At 63.6% G+C, this 19,143-nt stretch carries 15 protein-coding genes; 10 read left to right on the forward strand and 5 right to left on the reverse strand.

The window, feature by feature from the left end; genetic code table 11:
* Positions 1–5 precede the first annotated feature (5 nt).
* On the forward strand, positions 6–1,910 hold the full coding sequence (locus tag ABD937_RS03635; RefSeq protein WP_345253480.1) for an AAA domain-containing protein: 1,905 nt from the start codon (positions 6–8) through the stop codon (positions 1,908–1,910).
* Between the two features lie 316 nt (positions 1,911–2,226).
* Here the strand turns inward: ABD937_RS03635 and ABD937_RS03640 are convergent, their stop codons facing one another.
* From ABD937_RS03640 to ABD937_RS03655, 4 genes are all read right to left on the reverse strand, one after another.
* Positions 2,227–2,478 (reverse strand): hypothetical protein, encoded by a 252-nt coding sequence (locus ABD937_RS03640; protein ID WP_345253481.1) that lies wholly within the window; start codon positions 2,476–2,478, stop codon positions 2,227–2,229.
* Positions 2,479–2,484: 6 nt separating this feature from the next.
* Positions 2,485–2,898, reverse strand: coding sequence for a hypothetical protein (locus ABD937_RS03645; RefSeq protein ID WP_345253482.1), 414 nt, complete (start codon positions 2,896–2,898; stop codon positions 2,485–2,487).
* A 70-nt stretch (positions 2,899–2,968) separates the two neighbouring features.
* A complete protein-coding gene (locus ABD937_RS03650) occupies positions 2,969–3,364 on the reverse strand; it encodes a zinc ribbon domain-containing protein (protein ID WP_345253483.1) in 396 nt (131 codons plus the stop codon).
* Positions 3,365–3,367: 3 nt separating this feature from the next.
* Positions 3,368–4,399: a LacI family DNA-binding transcriptional regulator gene (locus ABD937_RS03655; protein ID WP_345253485.1), complete on the reverse strand. Its 1,032-nt coding sequence runs from the start codon at positions 4,397–4,399 to the stop codon at positions 3,368–3,370.
* Positions 4,400–4,605: 206 nt separating this feature from the next.
* Between ABD937_RS03655 and ABD937_RS03660 the strand changes: the two genes are divergently transcribed.
* The 9 genes from ABD937_RS03660 to ABD937_RS03700 all read left to right on the forward strand — a co-directional run bounded on the left by ABD937_RS03660 (position 4,606) and on the right by ABD937_RS03700 (position 18,020).
* Entirely contained in the window at positions 4,606–5,373 is a 768-nt protein-coding gene (locus tag ABD937_RS03660) for an SDR family oxidoreductase (RefSeq protein ID WP_345253487.1), read from the forward strand.
* 64 nt (positions 5,374–5,437) lie between these two features.
* Complete coding sequence (kduI, locus tag ABD937_RS03665; protein WP_345253489.1) at positions 5,438–6,268, forward strand: 5-dehydro-4-deoxy-D-glucuronate isomerase; 831 nt, start codon at positions 5,438–5,440, stop codon at positions 6,266–6,268.
* 124 nt (positions 6,269–6,392) lie between these two features.
* The gene (locus ABD937_RS03670; protein ID WP_345253491.1) at positions 6,393–9,593 is read left to right on the forward strand and encodes a SusC/RagA family TonB-linked outer membrane protein; all 3,201 of its coding nucleotides are present in this window, start codon (positions 6,393–6,395) and stop codon (positions 9,591–9,593) included.
* Between the two features lie 21 nt (positions 9,594–9,614).
* On the forward strand, positions 9,615–11,432 hold the full coding sequence (locus tag ABD937_RS03675; RefSeq protein WP_345253493.1) for a RagB/SusD family nutrient uptake outer membrane protein: 1,818 nt from the start codon (positions 9,615–9,617) through the stop codon (positions 11,430–11,432).
* 60 nt (positions 11,433–11,492) lie between these two features.
* Complete coding sequence (locus ABD937_RS03680; RefSeq protein ID WP_345253494.1) at positions 11,493–12,254, forward strand: rhamnogalacturonan acetylesterase; 762 nt, start codon at positions 11,493–11,495, stop codon at positions 12,252–12,254.
* Positions 12,255–12,257: 3 nt separating this feature from the next.
* A complete protein-coding gene (locus ABD937_RS03685) occupies positions 12,258–13,217 on the forward strand; it encodes a pectinesterase family protein (protein WP_345253496.1) in 960 nt (319 codons plus the stop codon).
* Positions 13,218–13,246: 29 nt separating this feature from the next.
* A complete protein-coding gene (locus ABD937_RS03690) occupies positions 13,247–15,226 on the forward strand; it encodes an alpha/beta hydrolase family protein (RefSeq protein WP_345253498.1) in 1,980 nt (659 codons plus the stop codon).
* An 18-nt stretch (positions 15,227–15,244) separates the two neighbouring features.
* Positions 15,245–16,906, forward strand: a complete 1,662-nt coding sequence (locus ABD937_RS03695; protein WP_345253500.1) for a glycoside hydrolase family 43 protein — start codon at positions 15,245–15,247, stop codon at positions 16,904–16,906.
* 61 nt (positions 16,907–16,967) lie between these two features.
* A complete protein-coding gene (locus ABD937_RS03700; protein WP_345253502.1) occupies positions 16,968–18,020 on the forward strand; it encodes a Gfo/Idh/MocA family oxidoreductase in 1,053 nt (350 codons plus the stop codon).
* A gap of 7 nt (positions 18,021–18,027) precedes the next feature.
* On the opposite strand, the gene ABD937_RS03705 is transcribed toward ABD937_RS03700, so the two are convergent.
* Positions 18,028–18,894: a pirin family protein gene (locus tag ABD937_RS03705; RefSeq protein ID WP_345253504.1), complete on the reverse strand. Its 867-nt coding sequence runs from the start codon at positions 18,892–18,894 to the stop codon at positions 18,028–18,030.
* Positions 18,895–19,143 lie beyond the last annotated feature (249 nt).

The raw sequence follows: 19,143 nt of genomic DNA on the forward strand, positions 1-19,143 counted from the left end.
CCCGCATGGATCATTTCAAGGAACTGGAGCGCCTGCTGCAGCTGGAAAAAGAAGCCGACCGGCGCTCGTTCGAAGCCCTGACGCGCTCGGTGCCCCTTACGGAGCGCCGCGCCAACGGCAGCGCCTGGTTTCCCATCGCCATCCGCGATACCGAGTCGGGCTATGGCGACTACCTCACGATCGAGCTTGAGCGCACTTCGGATAAGACCGTCATTCACAGCTTCCGGTTCGGCGCCTCCGTGGCGTTGTTCTCCAACCACAATGCGGAGCACGACCGCCTCGAGGGCGTCATTACCCACCTGAGCGGCGACCGCATGAAGATCGCGCTCCGCGTCGACGAGCTGCCCGACTGGTCGCGCAACGGCCGCCTTGGCGTAGACCTCGTATTCGACGAGAACTCCTACGCGGAGATGGAGCGCGCGCTCCGCCTGGCGCCGGCGCGGCTCGAGCAAAAGGAGGAGGGCGCCCTCGCCCGCGTGCTGGCCGGGGTGCAGGAGCCGAAGTTCAACGAAGAGTTGCCGCCCGTAGAAATACCGTCGCTCAATACCGTACAGAACGAGGCGGTGCGCCGCATCCTGGCCGCCCGCGAGCTCGCCATCGTGCATGGACCTCCGGGCACCGGCAAGACCACCACGCTGGTGCAGGCGATCCGCCTCCTCGCGAAGGAAAGCGAGCGGCCGGTGCTCGTAACGGCGCCCTCCAATGCCGCCGTGGACCTGCTCTCTGAGCGGCTGGCCTCCCAGGGGCTCAACGTGGTGCGCGTGGGCAACCCGGCGCGGGTGTCGGAAAGCCTGCTGGCCCTCACCCTCGATGAGCGGATGGCGGCCCACCCACGCTTCAAGGACATCAAGCGCCTGAAAAAGCAGGCTTCGGAATACCGGGATCTTGCCCATAAATACAAGCGCTCCTTCGGAGCCGCCGAGCGCGAGCAGCGCAAGGCCCTGTTCAACGAGGCCCGCTCCATCGGCAAGGAGATCGAGCAAACGGAGCAGTACATCGCAGGCGCCGTGCTGGGCGCCGCGCAGGTGATCACCGCCACGCTCGTGGGCGCCGCGCACTACTCGGTGCGGGGGCTGCACTACGATACGGTGGTGATCGACGAGGCGGGCCAGGCGCTGGAGCCGGCCTGCTGGATCCCTATCCTCAAGGGCCGCAAGCTGATCATGGCCGGCGACCACTGCCAGCTGCCGCCCACCGTGAAGTCGGAAGCGGCAGCCCGCGCGGGCCTCGGGCGCACCCTGATGGAGCGCTGCGTGGGGCAGCACCCGGCATCCGTAGTATTACTGGAGGAGCAGTACCGCATGCACGAAACCATCATGGGCTTCTCGTCGAAGGAATTCTATGGCGACCGGCTGCGGGCGGCGCCGTCGGTGGCGCAGCACCTCCTGTTCGCCGGCGACCGGCCGATGCTGTTCATCGATACGGCTGGCTGCGGCTACGAGGAGCGGCCCGAGGGTGTGCGGATCTCCAACCCCGAGGAAGCGCAGTTCCTGCTGCAGCAGGTAGCCCGGATGCTCGAGGAAAACGCGGCCCACAACCCGGGGGCGGTGCCGTCGGTTGGTATCATCGCGCCCTACCGCCACCAGGTGGAAGTGCTCAAGGAGCTCGCTTCGGCCCATCCTGTGCTCCGGGAGGCCGGGGCGGCCGTCACAGTCAACACCATCGACTCGTTCCAGGGGCAGGAGCGCGACGCCATCTTCATCTCGCTCACCCGTAGTAATGCGGATGCCGCCATCGGCTTTCTATCGGAGGTACGCCGCATGAACGTGGCCATGACCCGGGCCCGCAAGAAGCTCGTGCTCGTGGGCGACAGCGCCACGCTTTCTCAATCGGATTTCTATGCAGACCTCGTTGCCTATGCGCAGGCGCAGGATGCGTACCAGAGCGCCTGGGAGCTGATGGACATCTGAGACGTGAATCGTGAATCATCGTGAAACGTCCCCCGAAGCTTCGGGGCGTGAATGGTGCGGTGTGAGCGGGTGAGCAGGTGAGCGGGTGAGCGGGTGAGCAGATGAGCATGTGAGTGGGTGAGCTGAGTACGGTACGTCGTTGCCGGAGGCGACCCACCAGCCCATGGCTTCAGCCATGGGATCCGGCGAACAGAGGCAATCGCTGCGCTCGCCATAACGGCGGCTTCGCGCCCGCCTTGTCCTTCGAACAGTAAACGACCCCTTACCAATAAACAAATAGACCATTAAACAAATAAACCAATAAACCCGCGCAGCGCTATCCCAGCAACGCCTCCAACGTCTGCATCAAGGCCTGCACGAGTCCGGGATCCACGGTGCTGCTGGATTCGGCATCAGGGTCGATGAGGGCGCGGAATTTCCGCTCCTCGTCCCACTCGAAATACACGGGTGTGCCGTCCACGTCCACCTCGATGCGGTGGGCGTAGCCGCGTTGCACGAGGCTGGCCGGGAAAGAGTATTCTTTTCCTTTATAGGTTACCGGCAGGTCGAAGGATTGGAGTGGTTCCATGGGATCTTATTGAGGGCTGGTCCAGAAGGGCAGGTACAGGAGGAATTGCAGGATGGTGAACAGGACACCGCAGGCCACGATGGCCAGGCGGTAGCCGGTGCGCCGGGTGAAGACGGCCATGATGGCGAACTCGGCGGCGTTGATGATCAGGGTGAGGATGGACAGCATCCGGTAGCCGTTCGCCGCCCCCTCCGGCTCTTTGGCGCCGAAGTGCGTCCAGGTGTAATAGAGCACGCCCACCAGCAGAAAGGACGCCGCCAGCAGCAGGAAGCCGGTGTCGGCGGGCCGTTCCTTCCGCGGCGCGTCCGGAAAGAGCACGGCGCCTTCCGGGCCCGGGGCTCCCTGGCGAAGCAGGCTTCCGCAAAAGGCGCAGTAATGATGCGTGGCGGCGTTGGCGCTGCCGCAGCGGGAACATTCCATCCGTTGTGTTTTCGTGTGCTGCTAAGATACGGGCCGTTGCGACGCAAAGCAGGAGGACACCTGGCCACCGCTAACCGAAAAAGGCAGCGTAAGCGCTGGCGCCTACCACCAGCAGCCCGATGAGCCCAATGACGATGCGGTGCCTGGGGCGATTGCTGTAGAAATACAGTACGCAGAACAGGAATGTCGGGTGGGCAAAGCTGATCATCCGGATGAACTGCGATAGCTCCGTGCGCGTGAGGTAGTTACGCCCGAGCCAGCTGACGCCGAAATACAACAGGAAATAACCGGCAAAGCCCAGCGCCACGAGCAGGTAGCCTTTATCGGAAACACGCGCAGGCACGGATGCGTGGGCGAAGAGGTCCGCGTTGCCGTCGAGCGGACCCCCGCATTGCCGGCAAAAGCGGCCCGGCGTATCGCCGGGTGTGCTGCAGTGCGGGCATTGGATCGGGGCGCTGTGGAGCATGGATTACAGTACTGATTTTTTCGACGACTCCCGGATGATCAGCTCGGTCTCGAGCACCTTGTTCTGGAACTCCGTGACCGGGCGGCGGCTTTCGATCATCTGGATCAGGAATTCCGTGGCGGTCTGGCCCATCTCGAAGGCGGGCTGGCTGATCACCGTGAGGGCCGGCGCGAACAGGTCGCCCACGGCGGTGTTGGTGAAGCCGGTAAAGCCCACTTCTTTCTTGCCCTTCATCCGCTTCAGCAGTCCGAAGCAGGTCATGGTGAGGCGGTCGCCGGCACAGAAGATGGCGTCGGGTTTTTGCTTTGCCTTCATCAGCGCATTGATGGCTTCTTCCACCTCGGGCACCTTCATCCCCCCGTGCGGGCAATACTTGATCAGCTCCTCGCGCAGCGGGATGTTGTGCTTGGCGAGGGCATCCTTATACCCGTCGAGGCGCTCCTTGGTGATGGAGAGGTGGGGTGAGGACGTGATGTGGGCGATGCGCTTGAACTCCTGGTAGATCAGGTGCTCGGTGGCATGGTAGGAGCCCCAGTAGTTGTTGGCCACCACCGTGTGCGTTTCGATCTCGCTGCTCACGCGGTCAAAGAATACGATGGGCATCCCCTTCTCATACAACTCCTTCAGGTAGCTGACGTCGGCCGACTCGCTCGACAGCGATACGAGCAACCCGTCGACGCCGCGGGCCGCCAGGTGCTCCACGTTCACGCGCTCGCGCTCCTGCGACTCGTGGCTTTGGGTGATGATGACGTGGTAGCCGCGGTTGTAGGCGATCGACTCGATGCCGTTGATGGCCTGGGAAAAGAAGTTGTTGGCGATCTCGCTCACCACCACGCCGATGGCGCGCGTGCGGCGCTCCTTCAGCGACAGCGCGATCGGGTTGGGCCGGTAGTTGATCTTCTCGGCATATTCCAGCACCGCCTTCTTCGTTTCCGAGGAGATCTCGTAGGAGCCGCGCAGCGCGCGCGACACCGTGGAGATGGAGAGGTTCAGGGCCTTGGCGATATCCTTGATCGTGACGCTTTCAAACTTCATGTTGGTAGGGGTTGCGGTGCGGCGATCGGCGCTGCCGGCCTAAAAGTAGCGATTTCCGGCGCATTGCTTTTTGCTGCAAACGTTGTCGGTAACGATTGCGTAAAAAAATAGGGGACGCCGCGTGGCGGGCGCGGAATATCTGAGTAGACTTGTTTCCGGAAGCAGGAGCCTCGGCATTCCGTTGAAGGCGCTCTCCCAGGATGATTATGGAAACGAACAACTTGTTTGCACTTACCGGTAAGAAGGCCCTCGTTACCGGCTGCAGCCGCGGCATCGGCGCGGCCATGGCCGAGGCGCTGGCAGCCGCCGGCGCCGACATCGTGGGGGTGTCGCATTCCCTGCAGCCCGGAAGCGCCGTGCAGGCCGCGGTGGAAGCATCCGGCCGCCGCTTCTGGCCCTACCGCGCCGACATGAGCGACCGCGCCTCGGTCTATTCCTTCCTCGACGACCTGAAGGCCGGTCACGCCGATATCGACATCCTGGTGAACAATGCCGGCACCATCCGCCGCGCACCCGCCGCCGAGCACGCCGACTCCGATTGGGACGACGTGCTTTCCGTGAACCTCGATACACCCTTCATCCTCGCCCGCGAGCTGGGCAAGGGCATGATCGCGCGCGGCTCCGGCAAGATCGTGTTCACCTGCTCGCTGCTCTCCTTCCAGGGCGGCATCAACGTGCCGGGCTATGCCGCCTCCAAGGGCGCCCTCGCTTCGCTCGTAAAGGCGCTTGCCAACGAGTGGGGCAGCAAGGGCGTGCAGGTCAACGGCATCGCACCGGGCTATATCGCTACCGACAATACGGAGGCCCTGCGCGCCGACGAGCAACGCAGCCGCACCATCCTGGAGCGCATCCCGGCAGGCCGCTGGGGCACGCCCGGCGACCTGGCCGGCCCGCTCGTATTCCTGTGCTCGCGTGCCGCCGACTACGTGAACGGCACCATCCTCACCGTCGACGGCGGCTGGATGGGCCGATAGGAAATTGTTTTTTGCGGCGAGCGCGCGGCGCTCCCATTCTTTAACCTGATTACCGATTACGACTATGTTGGAACGATTTGCCTGCAGCCCCGCGGAGACACTCCGGATGGACACCGCACAATTGCGCGAGCACTTCCTGCTCCCGGAGCTCTTTGTGCCGGACAGCCTCCAGGCAACCTACACCCACTACGACCGGATGATCGTGGGCGCCGCGGTGCCCGCCACCCAGGCCCTCGAGCTGCCGGCCTACGAAGCGCTGCGCGCGACGTACTTCCTCGAGCGCCGCGAGCTGGGCATCATCAACATCGGTGGCGCCGGCAGCGTAGAAGCCGACGGCGAGCGCTTCCCGCTCGGCCGCCTCGATTGCCTGTACGTGGGCCGCGGCACCCGCTCGGTGATCTTCCACAGCGACGATGCATCGGCGCCTGCGCGCTTTTACCTGCTCTCGGCGCCCGCACACGTTGCCTATCCAACGCGCCTGATGACCGCCGAAGCAGCACAGCCCGCTCCCATGGGCGCTACCGCTACGGCCAATGAGCGCATCATCTACAAATACATCCACGAGGCCGGCATCCCGAGCTGCCAGCTCGTGATGGGCCTGACGGTGCTGCGCCCGGGCTCTGTCTGGAACACGATGCCCGCACACACGCACCACCGCCGCATGGAAGCCTATCTCTACTTCGACGTGCAGCCGGAGCACCGCGTGTTTCACCTTCTGGGCACGCCGCAGGAAACGCGGCACCTCGTGGTGGCCAACGAGCAGGCTGTACTCTCGCCGCCCTGGTCGATCCACTCCGGGTGCGGCACCGCCGCCTACGCCTTCATCTGGGGCATGGCCGGTGAAAACCAGTCCTTCGCCGATATGGACGCCCTCGCCATCGCCGACCTCAAGTAGTACGTGAAGCGTCAGGCCAGAGAAAAGACACTCCGACAATAGTACGGTTGCTCCTCACGCCTCACGCCTCCCTTGAAAGACCTCCCCATGATTGCCTACTCCTTCCTATAATAGACGCTTGTATATGAAACAGAAACTCTGCTTGCTATTCGTCGCCAGCTTCAGCTCGGCCCTTGCCTTCGGCCAGAGCCGGATGGTGACGGGACGCGTTGTCTCCGACAGCTCCCGCACCGGCCTCAGCGGCGTTACCGTAACGGTGCGCGGCTCCAAAGTGGCTACGGCCACCGATCGCGACGGCAACTTCTCCATCTCCGTGCCGGATAAGGGCAGCCCCGTGCTCGTGTTCAGCTCCGTTGGCTTTACCCCGAACGAAGTGACCGTAGGCAGCCGCTCGCAGGTGAGCGTGACGCTGACCTCCGGCTCCAGCCAGGTGCTCTCCGACGTGGTGGTGATCGGCTACCAGACGGTGCGCCGCCGCGACGTGACGGGCTCCGTATCCTCCATCTCGGGCCGCCAGATCAAGGACGTGCCGCTGGCCAATGCCGCCGAAGCCATCCAGGGCCGCCTCGCCGGCGTGCAGGTGATCTCCTCCGAAGGCGCACCCGGCGCCGAGCTGCTGATCCGCGTGCGCGGCGGCTCCTCCATCACCCAGGACAACACACCGCTCTATATCGTGGACGGCGTGCAGGTGGCGAACGCCCTCTCGGTGATCGCCCCGCAGGACATCGCCTCCATCGACGTGCTCAAGGACGCCTCCACCACGGCCATCTACGGCGCCCAGGGCGCCAACGGCGTGGTACTCATCACCACCAAGAGCGGCCGCAACGGCAAGACGCAGGTGGCCTACAGCGGCGCCTTCGGCTTCCGCGAGCTCGCGAAGAAGCAGCAGGTGCTGAGCCCCTACGAGTTCGTGCGCTGGCAGTGGGAGCGGAGCCGTGGAAATACAACCGACTCGGCCAGCTTCGCAAAGAACTATGGCACCACCTGGGACACCCTCCAGAATTACAAGAATATCGAGGGCATCGACTGGCAGGACCGCGTGTTCGGCAACGACGCCGCTTTCCAGAACCACAACGTGTCGGTGAACGGCGGTACGGAGAACACCTCCGTGAACCTGAGCCTCACCGGCAACAAGGAGGAAGGCGTGCAGCTGCAGTCGGGCTTCGACCGCAAGATCGCCAACCTGAAGGTGGATCATAAGCTGGGCCAGCGCTTCCGCCTCGGCGTCAACGCCCGCTACCTCGACCAGACGATCCGCGGCGCCGGCACCACTACCAGCGGTACCCGCACCACCAACCGCCTGCGTCATGCGATCAACTACCGCCCCTTTGAGCTGCCTGTAGCCGGCGGCGGCGTGGACGAATTTGACGAAGACTACTTCCTCAACTCCGGCAACGCCATCAACCCGGTGCTGCTGACCGAGGCCGAGTACCGCCGCCAGAAAACGACGGCCACCTACCTCACCGGCAACCTGAGCGTGACGCTGCCCTACAACCTGACGTTCCGGTCCACGGTGGGCTTCGATCAGACCAACATCCGCCAACAGCTCTTCTTCAGTAGAATCACGAATACGGCGCGCCAGTACGGCTCGCTGCCCGTGGCCTCCATCGGCGACCAGCTGAACCGCACCATCCAGAACTCCAACACGCTGCAGTATACGCTCAACAACTTCCGCCAGAAGCATGACCTCACGGTGATGGTGGGCCAGGAGACCGTGCAGCGCGATGGCAACACCGACTTTGTGGAGACGCGCTTTTTCCCCGCCGACATCTCGCCGGAGAAAGCACTCTCCAACATGGGCCTCGGCTCGGCGCCCAGCGGCTCCGCGCAGCCCTTGCCCTCCTCGACGGTGTTTGCGCCCTACCGCCTCTTCTCGCTCTTCGGCCGCATCAACTATGCCTTCGACGACAAGTACCTCCTGACCTTCAACATGCGCATGGACCAGTCGTCGCGCTTCAACCCCGATAACGCACGCGCCTACTTCCCTTCGGCGTCCATCGCCTGGCGCCTCTCGCAGGAGAAGTTCCTGAAAGACGTGAGCTGGCTGAGCGATGCCAAGATCCGCTTCGGCTACGGCTCCGTGGGCAACGACCGCATCGGCGAGTTCAACTACCTGCAGCTCTATGGCGTTACCGGTCAGTACGCGTTCAACCACGCCATCGTACCCGGCTTCGCGCCCTCGCTGCTGGCCAACCCGGAGCTGAAGTGGGAGACCAACATCACCCGTAACCTCGGCTTCGACCTCGCCTTCCTGAAGAACCGCATCAGCCTCTCGGTGGACCTCTATAAGAACTCCGCCAACGACCTGCTGCTCGCCGTGGCCATCCCGCCGACCTCGGGCTACACGGCGCAGACGCGCAACATCGGCGCCACCTCCAACCGCGGTATCGAAATCCAGCTGAATGCCACGCCGGTGCAGAAGAAGAACTTCACCTGGTCGAGCAACTTCAACATCTCCTTCAACCGCAACCGCATCGAAAGCCTCGGCGGACCTTCGGAATACACCGTGACCTCCGGCTGGCAGGGCTCCGACGGCCTCGACGACTACCTGGTGAAGGTGGGTCAGCCGCTTGGCCTCATGTACGGATTCCAGACCGACGGCTACTACAAGGTGGAAGACTTCAACTACAACGCCACCACCGGCGCCTATACCCTGAAGCCCGGCGTGCCGCGCTTCGAGACCTACGGTGCGCCGCAGCCCGGCATGCTGAAGCTGAAAGACCTCAACGGCGACAGCGTGATCACGGCCGACAAGGACCGTACGGTGATCGGCAATGCCAACGCGAAGTTCATCGGCGGCTGGAACAACCAGTTCTCGATCGGCAACTTCGACGCCTCGGTGTTCGTCAACTTCGTGGTCGGCAACGACATCTACAACGCCAACAAGCTGGAGTGGACCGACGGCTCCTTCGCCAACCTCAACATGCTCGACGCGATGCAGAACCGCTGGACCAACATCGACGCCAACGGCGCGGTGGTGACCGACCCTACGGCCCTGGCGAAGCTCAATGAGAACGCCACGATCTGGTCGCCGGTGCGCGTGCAGCGCTGGTGGCTTCACTCCTGGGCGGTGGAAGATGGCTCCTACCTCCGCATCAACAACGTAACGGTGGGTTATACGCTGCCCAAGAAGATCACGCAGCGCGTTAAGATCTCGAGCCTGCGCTTCTACGCCACGGTGAACAACCTCGCCACCCTCACGAACTACTCAGGTTACGATCCGGATGTGAGCGCCCGCCGCTTCAACCCGCTCACACCCGGTGTGGACTTCGCTGCCTACCCGCGCTCGCGCACCTGGGTTGCCGGCCTGAACCTTACTTTCTAATCTCTCTAAACGATTGCGATCATGAAACATAAATTGCTCTCCCGCCCTTTGCTGGCCGCGGCCCTGCTTGCCGGTGCCGCCTTCCTCGGAGGCTGCCGGAAATGGACCGACGTACAGCCCGTTACGCAATACAGCATCCAGGAGGTCTTCTCCAGCCCGTCCAACGCCTTCTCCGCCCTCGTGGGCGTGTACGACGAGCTGCAGGGCGACAACGGCTACGGTATCCGCATCAGCATGTATTATCCCTACGATACCGACGAAGGCATCGTGAGCGGTAACCTGGATAACGGGCGCCGCGGTATCGGCCGCTACGAGCTGCAGCTGTCGAACTCAGAGCTGATCAACCCCTTCCGCCAGCTGTACCGCGGCATCGAAAAGGCCAACCTCTGTATCGAGCAGATCCCGCAGATGGCGCAGTACAACAACGGTACCGACGCAGAGAAGCGCGAACTGCGCCGCATGCACGGAGAGGCGCTCACGCTGCGCGCGCAGTTCTACCACGAGCTGATCCGCAACTGGGGCGACGTGCCCGCGCCGATGATCCCGGCCTACCGCCAGTCGGAGCTGTTCCTGCCGCAGGCAGACCGTGATTCTACATACAACCGCCTGCTTGCCGACCTGGCGCTGGCGAAGACCCTGCTGCCCTGGCGCTCCGAGGTGGCCCGCAACGAGCGCGTCACCAAGGGCGCCGCCATGGCCCTGCGCGCCCGCATCGCCCTGCACCGCGGCGGCTACGCCCTGCGTGCCAACGGGCAGATGGAGCGCCGCGCCGACTACCTCGCCTACTACACGATCGCCCGCGACGAGTGCGCCGAGCTGATGGCCAACCGCACGCAGCACAACCTCAACCCGAGCTTCGAGAGCGTCTGGCGCAACGTGACTTCGTTCACCTACGACAACGAGATCCTCTTTGAAGTGGGCGCCGGCGGCGGCAACTCCAACTCCGACAGCCGCATGGGCAACTACGACGGACCGAGCCTCAACGCGGCCTCGCGCTACGGCGCCGGCGGCGGCGGCATCTTTATGCTCCCCAACTTCTTCTATGCTTTCGACTCGGCCGACGCGCGCCGCGACGTGACGGTCACCACCTATGCCGTTGCCAACGCCACCAACGTGAAGTCGCACCGCCGCCTCGGCGAGCTCACCACCGGCAAGTACCGCCGCGACTGGCGCACGCCGCTGCTCCCGGGCTCCGTGCTCAACGTGGGCTACAACTGGGTACTGCTCCGCTTTTCCGACGTGCTGCTGATGTATGCCGAGGCCGTGAACGAGATCAACAACGGGCCGACGCCCGAGGCCATCGCCGCCTTTGAGGAGGTGCGCAAGCGCGCCTTCCGCGGCAACGCGACCCTCATCGGTGTTACGCCGACCTCCAAAGACGGGTTCTTCAACGCCATCGTCAACGAGCGTTACCTCGAGTTCGGCCATGAGGGCGTGCGCAAGTACGATCTGCTGCGCTGGAACCTGCTGAACGCTAAGATCCAGGAAACGCGCACGCGTCTCCAGCAGATGCGCGACCGCGTGGCCCCCTACACCAACGTGCCCCAGTATATCTACTGGCGCAACAGCGGCGAGGAGATCCAGTACTATGTGCCCGGAAATACCGCCGCCACTGCCGTGCCCTGGTACCGCCCCACGCAGGTGCCTTCGCCCACCACAGGCTGGACACGCACCGATTGGGCGCAGCACCTCGCCAACAACAGCTATATCGACAGCCGTCCGCTGTGGCAGGCCTTCGCCCGCTTCTATACGCCGGGCAAGAGCGAGCTCTTCCCCTTCGACCAGGGAATGATCACGACCTACCAGGGCCGCCTCAAGCAGAATCCCGGGTATCAATAAGTTTGCGTTCCGCGATAGGGCTGCTGCAAAGCGGCCCTATTGTTTCAATTTTTCTTCCTCATGAAACCAATGAAGCTTGTTTTGCTGCTGGCGCTTGCCGTCCTCGGTGCTGCCTTCGCACTCCCGGAGCGCAAGACCAAAGTCTATCTGATCGGCGACTCCACTATTGCGCAGAAAGAGGTGCGCGCCTACCCGGAAACGGGCTGGGGCACGCCCTTCTCCCATTTTTTCGATTCCACCGTGGAAGTCGACAACCGCGCGAAGAATGGCCGCAGCACCCGCACCTTCATCTCCGAGGGCCTCTGGCAGCCGGTGGCCGACGCCTTGCAGGAGGGCGACTATGTATTCATGCAGTTCGGGCACAACGACGAGGCGAAGGACAAGACCGACCGCTACACAACGCCCGAGCAGTACACCGCCAACCTGGAACGCTTCATTGCCGAAACGAGGGCGAAGAAAGCCATCCCGGTATTGCTGACGCCGGTGAGCCGCAGGAAGTTTGACAGCAGCGGCCGGGCCGTAGAAACACATGTCGTCTACAGCGCACTCGTGCACGACGTAGCCCGGAAGACCGGGGTCGCCCTTGTCGATCTTGACGTGTTGAGCCGGCAGCTGTACCAGCAGTTCGGCCCTGAAACGTCGAAGCTCCTCTTCCTGCAACTCGCGCCCGGGGAGCATCCAAATTACCCCGAAGGAAAGAACGACAATACCCATTTCAGTGAGCTCGGTGCGCGCAAGATCGCGCAGCTCGTGCTGCAGGAGGTGCGTCGCCTCGACCTGGGGCTTGCCCGGCAGATCCGCAAACCCGTTGTAAAGAAATAGCCGATGCGCCCGCTTGTGCTGCTACTGATGCTTGTTGCGACGCTCAGCGCCGGCGCCCAGCGAACGCTCGTGGTGGCCGCCGACGGCAGCGCGCCCTTCCGTACCGTGCAGACCGCCTTCGATGCCGTGCCGCTGCACAACCGGAAGCCCGTCACGATCCATATCCGTCCCGGCGTTTATAAGGAAAAGCTGCGCCTCGATTCCACCAAGCGCTTCGTGACGCTCATCGGAGAGGATGCATTTACGACGGTACTCACCTTCGACGATCATACCGGCCGCATTTCGCCGCGCGGCGATACCATCAACACCTATACGTCGGCCTCCTTCTTTGCGGAAGCGTCCGACTTCCGGGCCCGCAACATCACCTTCGACAACAGCGCCGGCTACAGCGCGGGCCAGGCCGTAGCCATCCAGATACTCGGCGACCGGGTGCAGTTCGAGGGCTGCCGCTTCACCGGTAACCAGGACGTGCTCTTTCCCGCGCGGCCCGCTACCCGCCAGTACTTCGCGCATTGCTATATCGAGGGCACCACGGATTTCATCTTCGGGCCTTCCACGGCCTGGTTCGAGCAGTGCCACATCAATAGCAAGCGCAACTCGCATGTAACAGCCGCGTCCACGCCGCAGGAGCAGGCCTTCGGGTACGTGTTCAACCGCTGCATCCTGACTACCGATTCGACCGTGCTCACGAAAGTGTCGCTCGGGCGGCCCTGGCGGCCCTATGCGAGCGTTACTTACCTGCGCTGCTATATGGGCGGCCACATCCTACCCGAGGGCTGGAACAACTGGCGTAATCCCGCCAACGAAAAGACGGCGCGCTTCGCGGAATTCGCTTCCTTTGGACCGGGTGCCCAGCCGGCCGCCCGCGCTCCCTGGATCCGGCAGCTGAACGCCGCAGCGGCCCGCATCATCACACTTAAGGCAGTGTTCGGCGATTGGGATCCGCTGAAGGGAAAATGGTAGCCGCTCTTCTGTTCCCGTAGATATACGATATGAAACATCCCCCCATCCTGATTCTTCTTTTCCTGCTGCTTGCTCAAGGGGCGGGTGCCCAGAAGCCGGCCAACGTCATAGACTGGAAAGGGGACGTCATGCTGAACACCTGGCTGGTGCAGCGGATGCAGGCGCAGTATACCGATCGGCAGAAGAATTTCACCAAGGCCCTGCGCTCGCGCGCGGCGGCGGAGCAATACCGCAAAGCGGTGCGGGCACGCTTTCGCGGCCTGCTCGGCGAGCTGCCCAAGCGTAGTCCTCTCAACACAACCGTCACCGGTACGCTGCAGCGCAAAGGGTACCGCATCGAGAACATTGTTTTTGAAAGCACGCCCGGGCACCACGTAACGGCCAACCTCTACCTGCCCGAAGGCAAGGGGCCGTTCCCGGCGGCCCTTCATTTCTGTGGGCACGAGGAAACGGCTAAGGCCACCGATTCGTACCAGCGCACGGCGCTGCTGCTCGTGCGCAGCGGCTTTGCCGTGCTGAGCGTGGACCCGGTAGGGCAGGGTGAGCGCTTTCAGCTTACCGACAGCACCGGCAAGCCGCTCACCCGCGGTGGCACCACGGAGCATACGGTGCTCAACGCCGCGGCCCTGCTCGTGGGCAGCTCACTGGTGGTGGATGAATTATGGGATAATGTGCGCGCGCTCGACTACCTCGTGTCGCGCCCGGAGATCGATACGGCGCGCATCGGTTGCCTCGGCAACTCGGGAGGCGCGATGCAGGCCCTGTATTTCGCCGCTTTCGACGAGCGCATCAAGGTGGTAGTGCCGAACAGCTACGTTGCCACAAGGGCGCGTACGCTGGAGCTGGGTGGCCCTGCCGACGGCTGTGCGCAGCTGCCCGGCGAAGGTGCCGCCGGCCTCGAGTTCGCGGACCTGCTCATCGCCGCCGCTCCGCGGGCGGTGCTCGTGATGGCCGGGCGTTACGACTTCATCGACTTTGCCGGGGCACAGGAAGCCTTCGGTGAATTAAAGCGATTCTATACGGCCGTCGGAGTCCCCGACAAGGCCGCGTTCTTTTCGGTGGAAGACGGGCATGGGATTTCACGCCCGAAGCGGGAGGCTGCCGTACGCTGGTTCCGGCGCTGGCTGCTGGGCGATGATCGCCCCGTGTCGGAGCCGCCGATGAACACCGAAACACCCGCCGCCCTCTTCGCTGCCGGCGGCAACGTCGTGACGCGGCATCCGGGCGCGGTTTCCTTGCCGGAGCTTTACCGAAAGCGAGCCGCCGCGCTTGCCCGTAAGCGTACGCAGGTGGATGCGATGAAGCCCGCGCAGCGGGCTGCCCTGCTCCGGCAGTGGCTGCAGGTGCCGGCGGAAGCGCCGCGCTACGAAGCCGAAATGAAGGACCCCGCAACCTTCAACGGCATGGCATACCAGCGGCTGATCGTACGTACGCCGGAGGCACCGCCCGTGCCGGTGCTGCTCGCTGTTCCCAACCACGGCACTGTGCAACGCATTGTGGTGCTCGTATCCGGGGGCGGCATGGCGCGCGTCGCGGATAGCCTGTCGCGACTGCCCGCGGAAGCCCGCGCCGGCACCGTATATGTACTGGCCGACCTGCGTGGCACCGGCGAGACGGAGGACCGCGCTGCGGGCAATGACCCGAAATACTACAACCGGGAGTATCGCAACGCGGTGCTGGCCCTGCATACCGGCCACTCGCTTCCCGCCCTGCGCCTCCGCGACCTGCAAACAGTGATGGCGCTGGCAACGGGCCTCCGTAACGGCAGGGAGTCCATCGTATTGCACGCAGAAGGCGCAGCGACGACAGTCCCCGCGCTCCTGCTCGCCCACCTGGACCCTTCGATCCGCAACGTCTACCTGCACGGTACCCTGCGGTCCTATGCGGATTGGCTGGAACACCCGGAGCAAAAGGACCTCTACTCGGTAGCGCTCCCCGGTGCCCTCGCCTACTTCGACCTGCCCGACCTGTTGCGGCTTGCCGGCGATCGCGTGCAGCATTTACCCTGAACGACTAATTCCTTCCCGATGACCCTTACCCGATCGATCTGTGTGTTCCTGCTCTTCCCCGTTCTTGCGATTGCGCAGCCGGGCGAACAGCTTTCCAGAACCTGGGTGGCCGATAACGGCGACGGCACTTACCGGAACCCGGTGCTGCATGCCGACTACTCCGACCCCGATGCGGTGCGCGTGGGCAGCGATTATTACATGACGTCTTCCTCGTTCGAGGACGCCCCCGGCCTGCCCATCCTGCACTCGAAAGACCTGGTGAACTGGCGGCTCGTCGGGCACGCATTGCCGCGCCTGCAGCCGGAGACGCACTTCTCGGTGCCGCGCCACGGCGCGGGCGTGTGGGCGCCGTCGCTCCGCTACCGCAACGGTGAGTTCTACCTGTATTACCCCGATCCCGACTTCGGCATCTACCTGCTGAAGGCAAAGAAGGCAGAAGGCCCCTGGAGCGCCCCCACCTTGGTGGTGGCCGGGAATGGCCTCATCGATCCCTGCCCGCTCTGGGACGATGATGGCAAGGCCTACCTCGTGCATGCCTACGCGGGCAGCCGCGCGGGCATCAAGAGCGTACTGGCGGTGAAGCGCCTCAGCGCCGATGGAACAAAAGCACTGGATGAGGGCGTGCTGGTATACGATGGTCACGACACCGACCCTACGATCGAAGGACCGAAGTTCTACAAGCGCAATGGGTGGTACTACATTTTTGCCCCGGCCGGTGGCGTGCCCACCGGCTGGCAACTCGTGCTGCGCGCGCGCAATCCCTACGGTCCCTACGAGCGCAAGGTGGTAATGGACCAGGGGCGCAGCCCGGTGAACGGGCCACACCAGGGAGCCTGGGTAACGACGCCAAAAGGGGAGGACTGGTTCCTGCACTTCCAGGATAAAGAAGCCTATGGCCGCGTAGTGCACCTACAGCCGATGCGCTGGGTGAACGACTGGCCGGTGATCGGCGCCGATGCCGACGGCGACGGGAAGGGCGAGCCGGTGCTCCGCTACCGCAAGCCCGACGGGCTGCGGGGCGCGCGCGTGACGCCTCCCGAGAGCGACGAGTTCAATGGGAGCCGCATCGGGCTCCAGTGGCAGTGGATGGCCAATCCGAAGGCCACCTGGGCCTTTGCCGACCCGGGCAAGGGCGTCCTGCGGCTTTTCTCGGCGCCGCTGCCCGACAGCGCCCGCAACCTGTGGGAGCTGCCGAATGTCTTGCTGCAGAAGTTTCCTGCCGAGACCTTTGTGGCTACGACCAAAATGACCTTCCGGCCGAACCCGAAGATCAACGAGCGGGCGGGGCTTACCGTGATGGGGTTGAGCTACGCTGCCATCGCATTGAAAAGTGAGAAAGGCGTGTTGTCGCTGGTGCACCTCGCATGCACCGATGCCGACAAGGGCCGCCCGGAGAAAGAAACGGTGCTGGCCACTGCCCTGCCGGCGACCGTATTTCTGCGGGTGACCGTGGATACCGGTGCGCGCTGCCGCTTTGCCTGGAGCACCGACGGCGCCCGGTTCACCGACGTACCCGAAGTATTTGTTGCGACACCCGGTCGCTGGAAAGGCGCGAAAGTGGGTCTGTTCTGCGTACGGGATACGTCCACCAACGACGCGGGGTCGGTGGAAGCAGACTGGTTCCGCCTCGAGGGCGCGAACAATGGAACAGGGAATAAGGAACAGGGAACACGGAAGTGAGCACCAACCTTCCCGAACCCTCCTGAACTTTTCTGAACCTTCCTGAACATATTTTTATCCCATGAACCCGATCTCCACAGCGCTGCTCTCCTTCGGCATGTCCGGCAAGTTGTTCCATGGTCCTTTCGTGCACACGCATCCCGGCTTTCGCCTGTCGGCCGTGTGGGAGCGGAGCCGCAACGAGGCTGCCGCAGCGTATCCCGGCATCCGCACGTATCGAACGCTGGAGGAGGTACTCGCCGATGACGACATCGAGCTCGTGATCGTGAACACGCCCAACTACACGCACTACGATTACTGCAGGCAAGCCCTCCTCGCGGGCAAGCACGTGATCGTGGAGAAGCCCTTTGTAACAAAGTCGGAAGAAGGCGCGGAGCTCATAAGCCTTGCCGAAGAAAAGGGGTTGCATCTTTCCGTTTACCAGAACCGCCGCTGGGACTCCGACTTCCGCACCGTGCAGCGCGTGCTACGCGAAGGCCTCGTGGGTAACGTGGTGGAGGCGGCCATTCATTTCGATCGCTTCAAGACAACGCTCAGCCCGAAGCCGCACAAAGAAGAAGCCAACGGCGGCGCCGGTATCCTCTTCGACCTCGGCCCGCATATCATCGACGCGGCGCTGCAGCTCTTCGGACTGCCCGAGGCCCTCTTCGCCGACGTGCGCTACCTGCGCCCCGGCACCGCGGTGGACGACCAGTTCGAGATCCTCCTGTATTATCCCGGGTTGCGCGTGCGCCTGCACAGCGGCTACTTCGTACGCGAGCCGCTTCCTTCCTTCCAGCTGTACGGCGATAAGGGCACCTTCCTGAAGGCCCGCGCCGACGTGCAGGAGCGCGACCTTCAGGAAGGGCGCCTGCCCACCGATGCCGGCTGGGGCCTCGAGCCCGCCGGCGCCGAAGGGTTGCTCGTGCTCGACAACGACGGGGTGGCCGCGCCGCAGTCGGTGCCTGCTGAGGCGGGCGATTACACCGAGTATTTCAACGGCATCTACCGCTCCCTCCGCGAAAGCGCCCGGCTGCCCGTGACGGCCGCTGAAGGACTCGCCGTCGTGCGCATCGTGGAAGCAGCCTTCCGCAGCAGCACCGAGGGCTGCCGCGTGCCGCTCGCCTGGTCCTGAGTGGCGGTCAGCCCAGGTCGCCGTTCCCGAAGCGCCCCTGTTCCCAGTCGGCATAAGCCTGCCGGATCTCTTCCTCTGTGTTCATCACGAAGGGCCCGTAGGCCACTATCGGCTCGCGGAAGGGCGCTGCATGGCCGAGCAGCAGCAGGCCGTCTTCCGGTGCTTCGATGTGCAGCCCGTCGCCCTCGTGGCCGAACTCGGCCAGTTGGTGTGCCATCAGCGTAGTGCCGTTGACGAGAAAGGTCCCTCGCACTACGTAAAAGAGTACCGTGCGTTCCGGTGGGATCGAAAGCTCCAGCGCCGCGCCGCCGTTCCACGTCATCCAGCATAGCTCCGTATCCGTAAGTGGCTCCACCGGTCCCTTGCAGCCCCACCAGGTGCCCGACACGGCATGCAGCGACACTTGGTCGTGGGCCAGTTTTAACACAGGTATATCCGCACGTTGCAACCCGGTGTATTTCGGCGGCGTCATTTTGAGGCGTGCCGGCAGGTTGACCCAGAGCTGCAGGATCTCGAGCGGGCCGCCCTTCTCCTTGAAGGCATCGGACGAGAGCTCGGCATGGACCAGCCCGCTGCCTGCGGTCATCCATTGCACGCCGCCGGCGGTGATGATGCTGGAGGCGCCTGAGCTGTCCTGGTGCATCAGGTCGCCCTCGAGGATGAAGGTCACCGTTTCGAAGCCGCGGTGCGGGTGCGGACCAAAGGGTAATCCCCCGTTGCCGGCGGGATATACCTGGTGGCCGTGGTGGTTGAGGAACAGGAAGGGATCGAGGGCATTCATGGGCAGGGCGGCCGTCGGCAGGGCCCGGTACGTCACGAGGTCACTGATCGGTGCATAGGCGGCGGCATGCACCTTCCGGATGTTGCGCTTCATGCCGTAAAGTTCCGTTGCGGGCAGACGCCGCGGGGCGGCTTTTTCGGGAGAACAGAGCGCACGCGCCGCCGCACTCATGGCTGCTCCGTCGCCGGTAACGTTTTCGGTAACGATTGCGTAAAAAAAGAACATCGGTACGCTTGCCGGCAGGGATTATCTCGTTAGACTTGTTCTGCAATCGTATATGCGCATTTCTGCATATGCTGTTGCACGCAAGCAATCGTCAGCCGGCGGCATAGTTCCCTATAC

The sequence above is a fragment of the Flaviaestuariibacter amylovorans genome (assembly GCF_039541815.1).
GTDB lineage: Bacteria > Bacteroidota > Bacteroidia > Chitinophagales > Chitinophagaceae > Flavisolibacter > Flavisolibacter amylovorans.

Coding starts and splice junctions, on each gene's coding strand:
- ABD937_RS03635 (WP_345253480.1), top strand. CDS start 6: ATGGATCATTTCAAGGAACTGGAGCGCCTGCTGCAGCTGGAAAAAGAA.
- ABD937_RS03640 (WP_345253481.1), bottom strand. CDS start 2,478: ATGGAACCACTCCAATCCTTCGACCTGCCGGTAACCTATAAAGGAAAA.
- ABD937_RS03645 (WP_345253482.1), bottom strand. CDS start 2,898: ATGGAATGTTCCCGCTGCGGCAGCGCCAACGCCGCCACGCATCATTAC.
- ABD937_RS03650 (WP_345253483.1), bottom strand. CDS start 3,364: ATGCTCCACAGCGCCCCGATCCAATGCCCGCACTGCAGCACACCCGGC.
- ABD937_RS03655 (WP_345253485.1), bottom strand. CDS start 4,399: ATGAAGTTTGAAAGCGTCACGATCAAGGATATCGCCAAGGCCCTGAAC.
- ABD937_RS03660 (WP_345253487.1), top strand. CDS start 4,606: ATGGAAACGAACAACTTGTTTGCACTTACCGGTAAGAAGGCCCTCGTT.
- kduI (WP_345253489.1), top strand. CDS start 5,438: ATGTTGGAACGATTTGCCTGCAGCCCCGCGGAGACACTCCGGATGGAC.
- ABD937_RS03670 (WP_345253491.1), top strand. CDS start 6,393: ATGAAACAGAAACTCTGCTTGCTATTCGTCGCCAGCTTCAGCTCGGCC.
- ABD937_RS03675 (WP_345253493.1), top strand. CDS start 9,615: ATGAAACATAAATTGCTCTCCCGCCCTTTGCTGGCCGCGGCCCTGCTT.
- ABD937_RS03680 (WP_345253494.1), top strand. CDS start 11,493: ATGAAACCAATGAAGCTTGTTTTGCTGCTGGCGCTTGCCGTCCTCGGT.
- ABD937_RS03685 (WP_345253496.1), top strand. CDS start 12,258: ATGCGCCCGCTTGTGCTGCTACTGATGCTTGTTGCGACGCTCAGCGCC.
- ABD937_RS03690 (WP_345253498.1), top strand. CDS start 13,247: ATGAAACATCCCCCCATCCTGATTCTTCTTTTCCTGCTGCTTGCTCAA.
- ABD937_RS03695 (WP_345253500.1), top strand. CDS start 15,245: ATGACCCTTACCCGATCGATCTGTGTGTTCCTGCTCTTCCCCGTTCTT.
- ABD937_RS03700 (WP_345253502.1), top strand. CDS start 16,968: ATGAACCCGATCTCCACAGCGCTGCTCTCCTTCGGCATGTCCGGCAAG.
- ABD937_RS03705 (WP_345253504.1), bottom strand. CDS start 18,894: ATGAAGCGCAACATCCGGAAGGTGCATGCCGCCGCCTATGCACCGATC.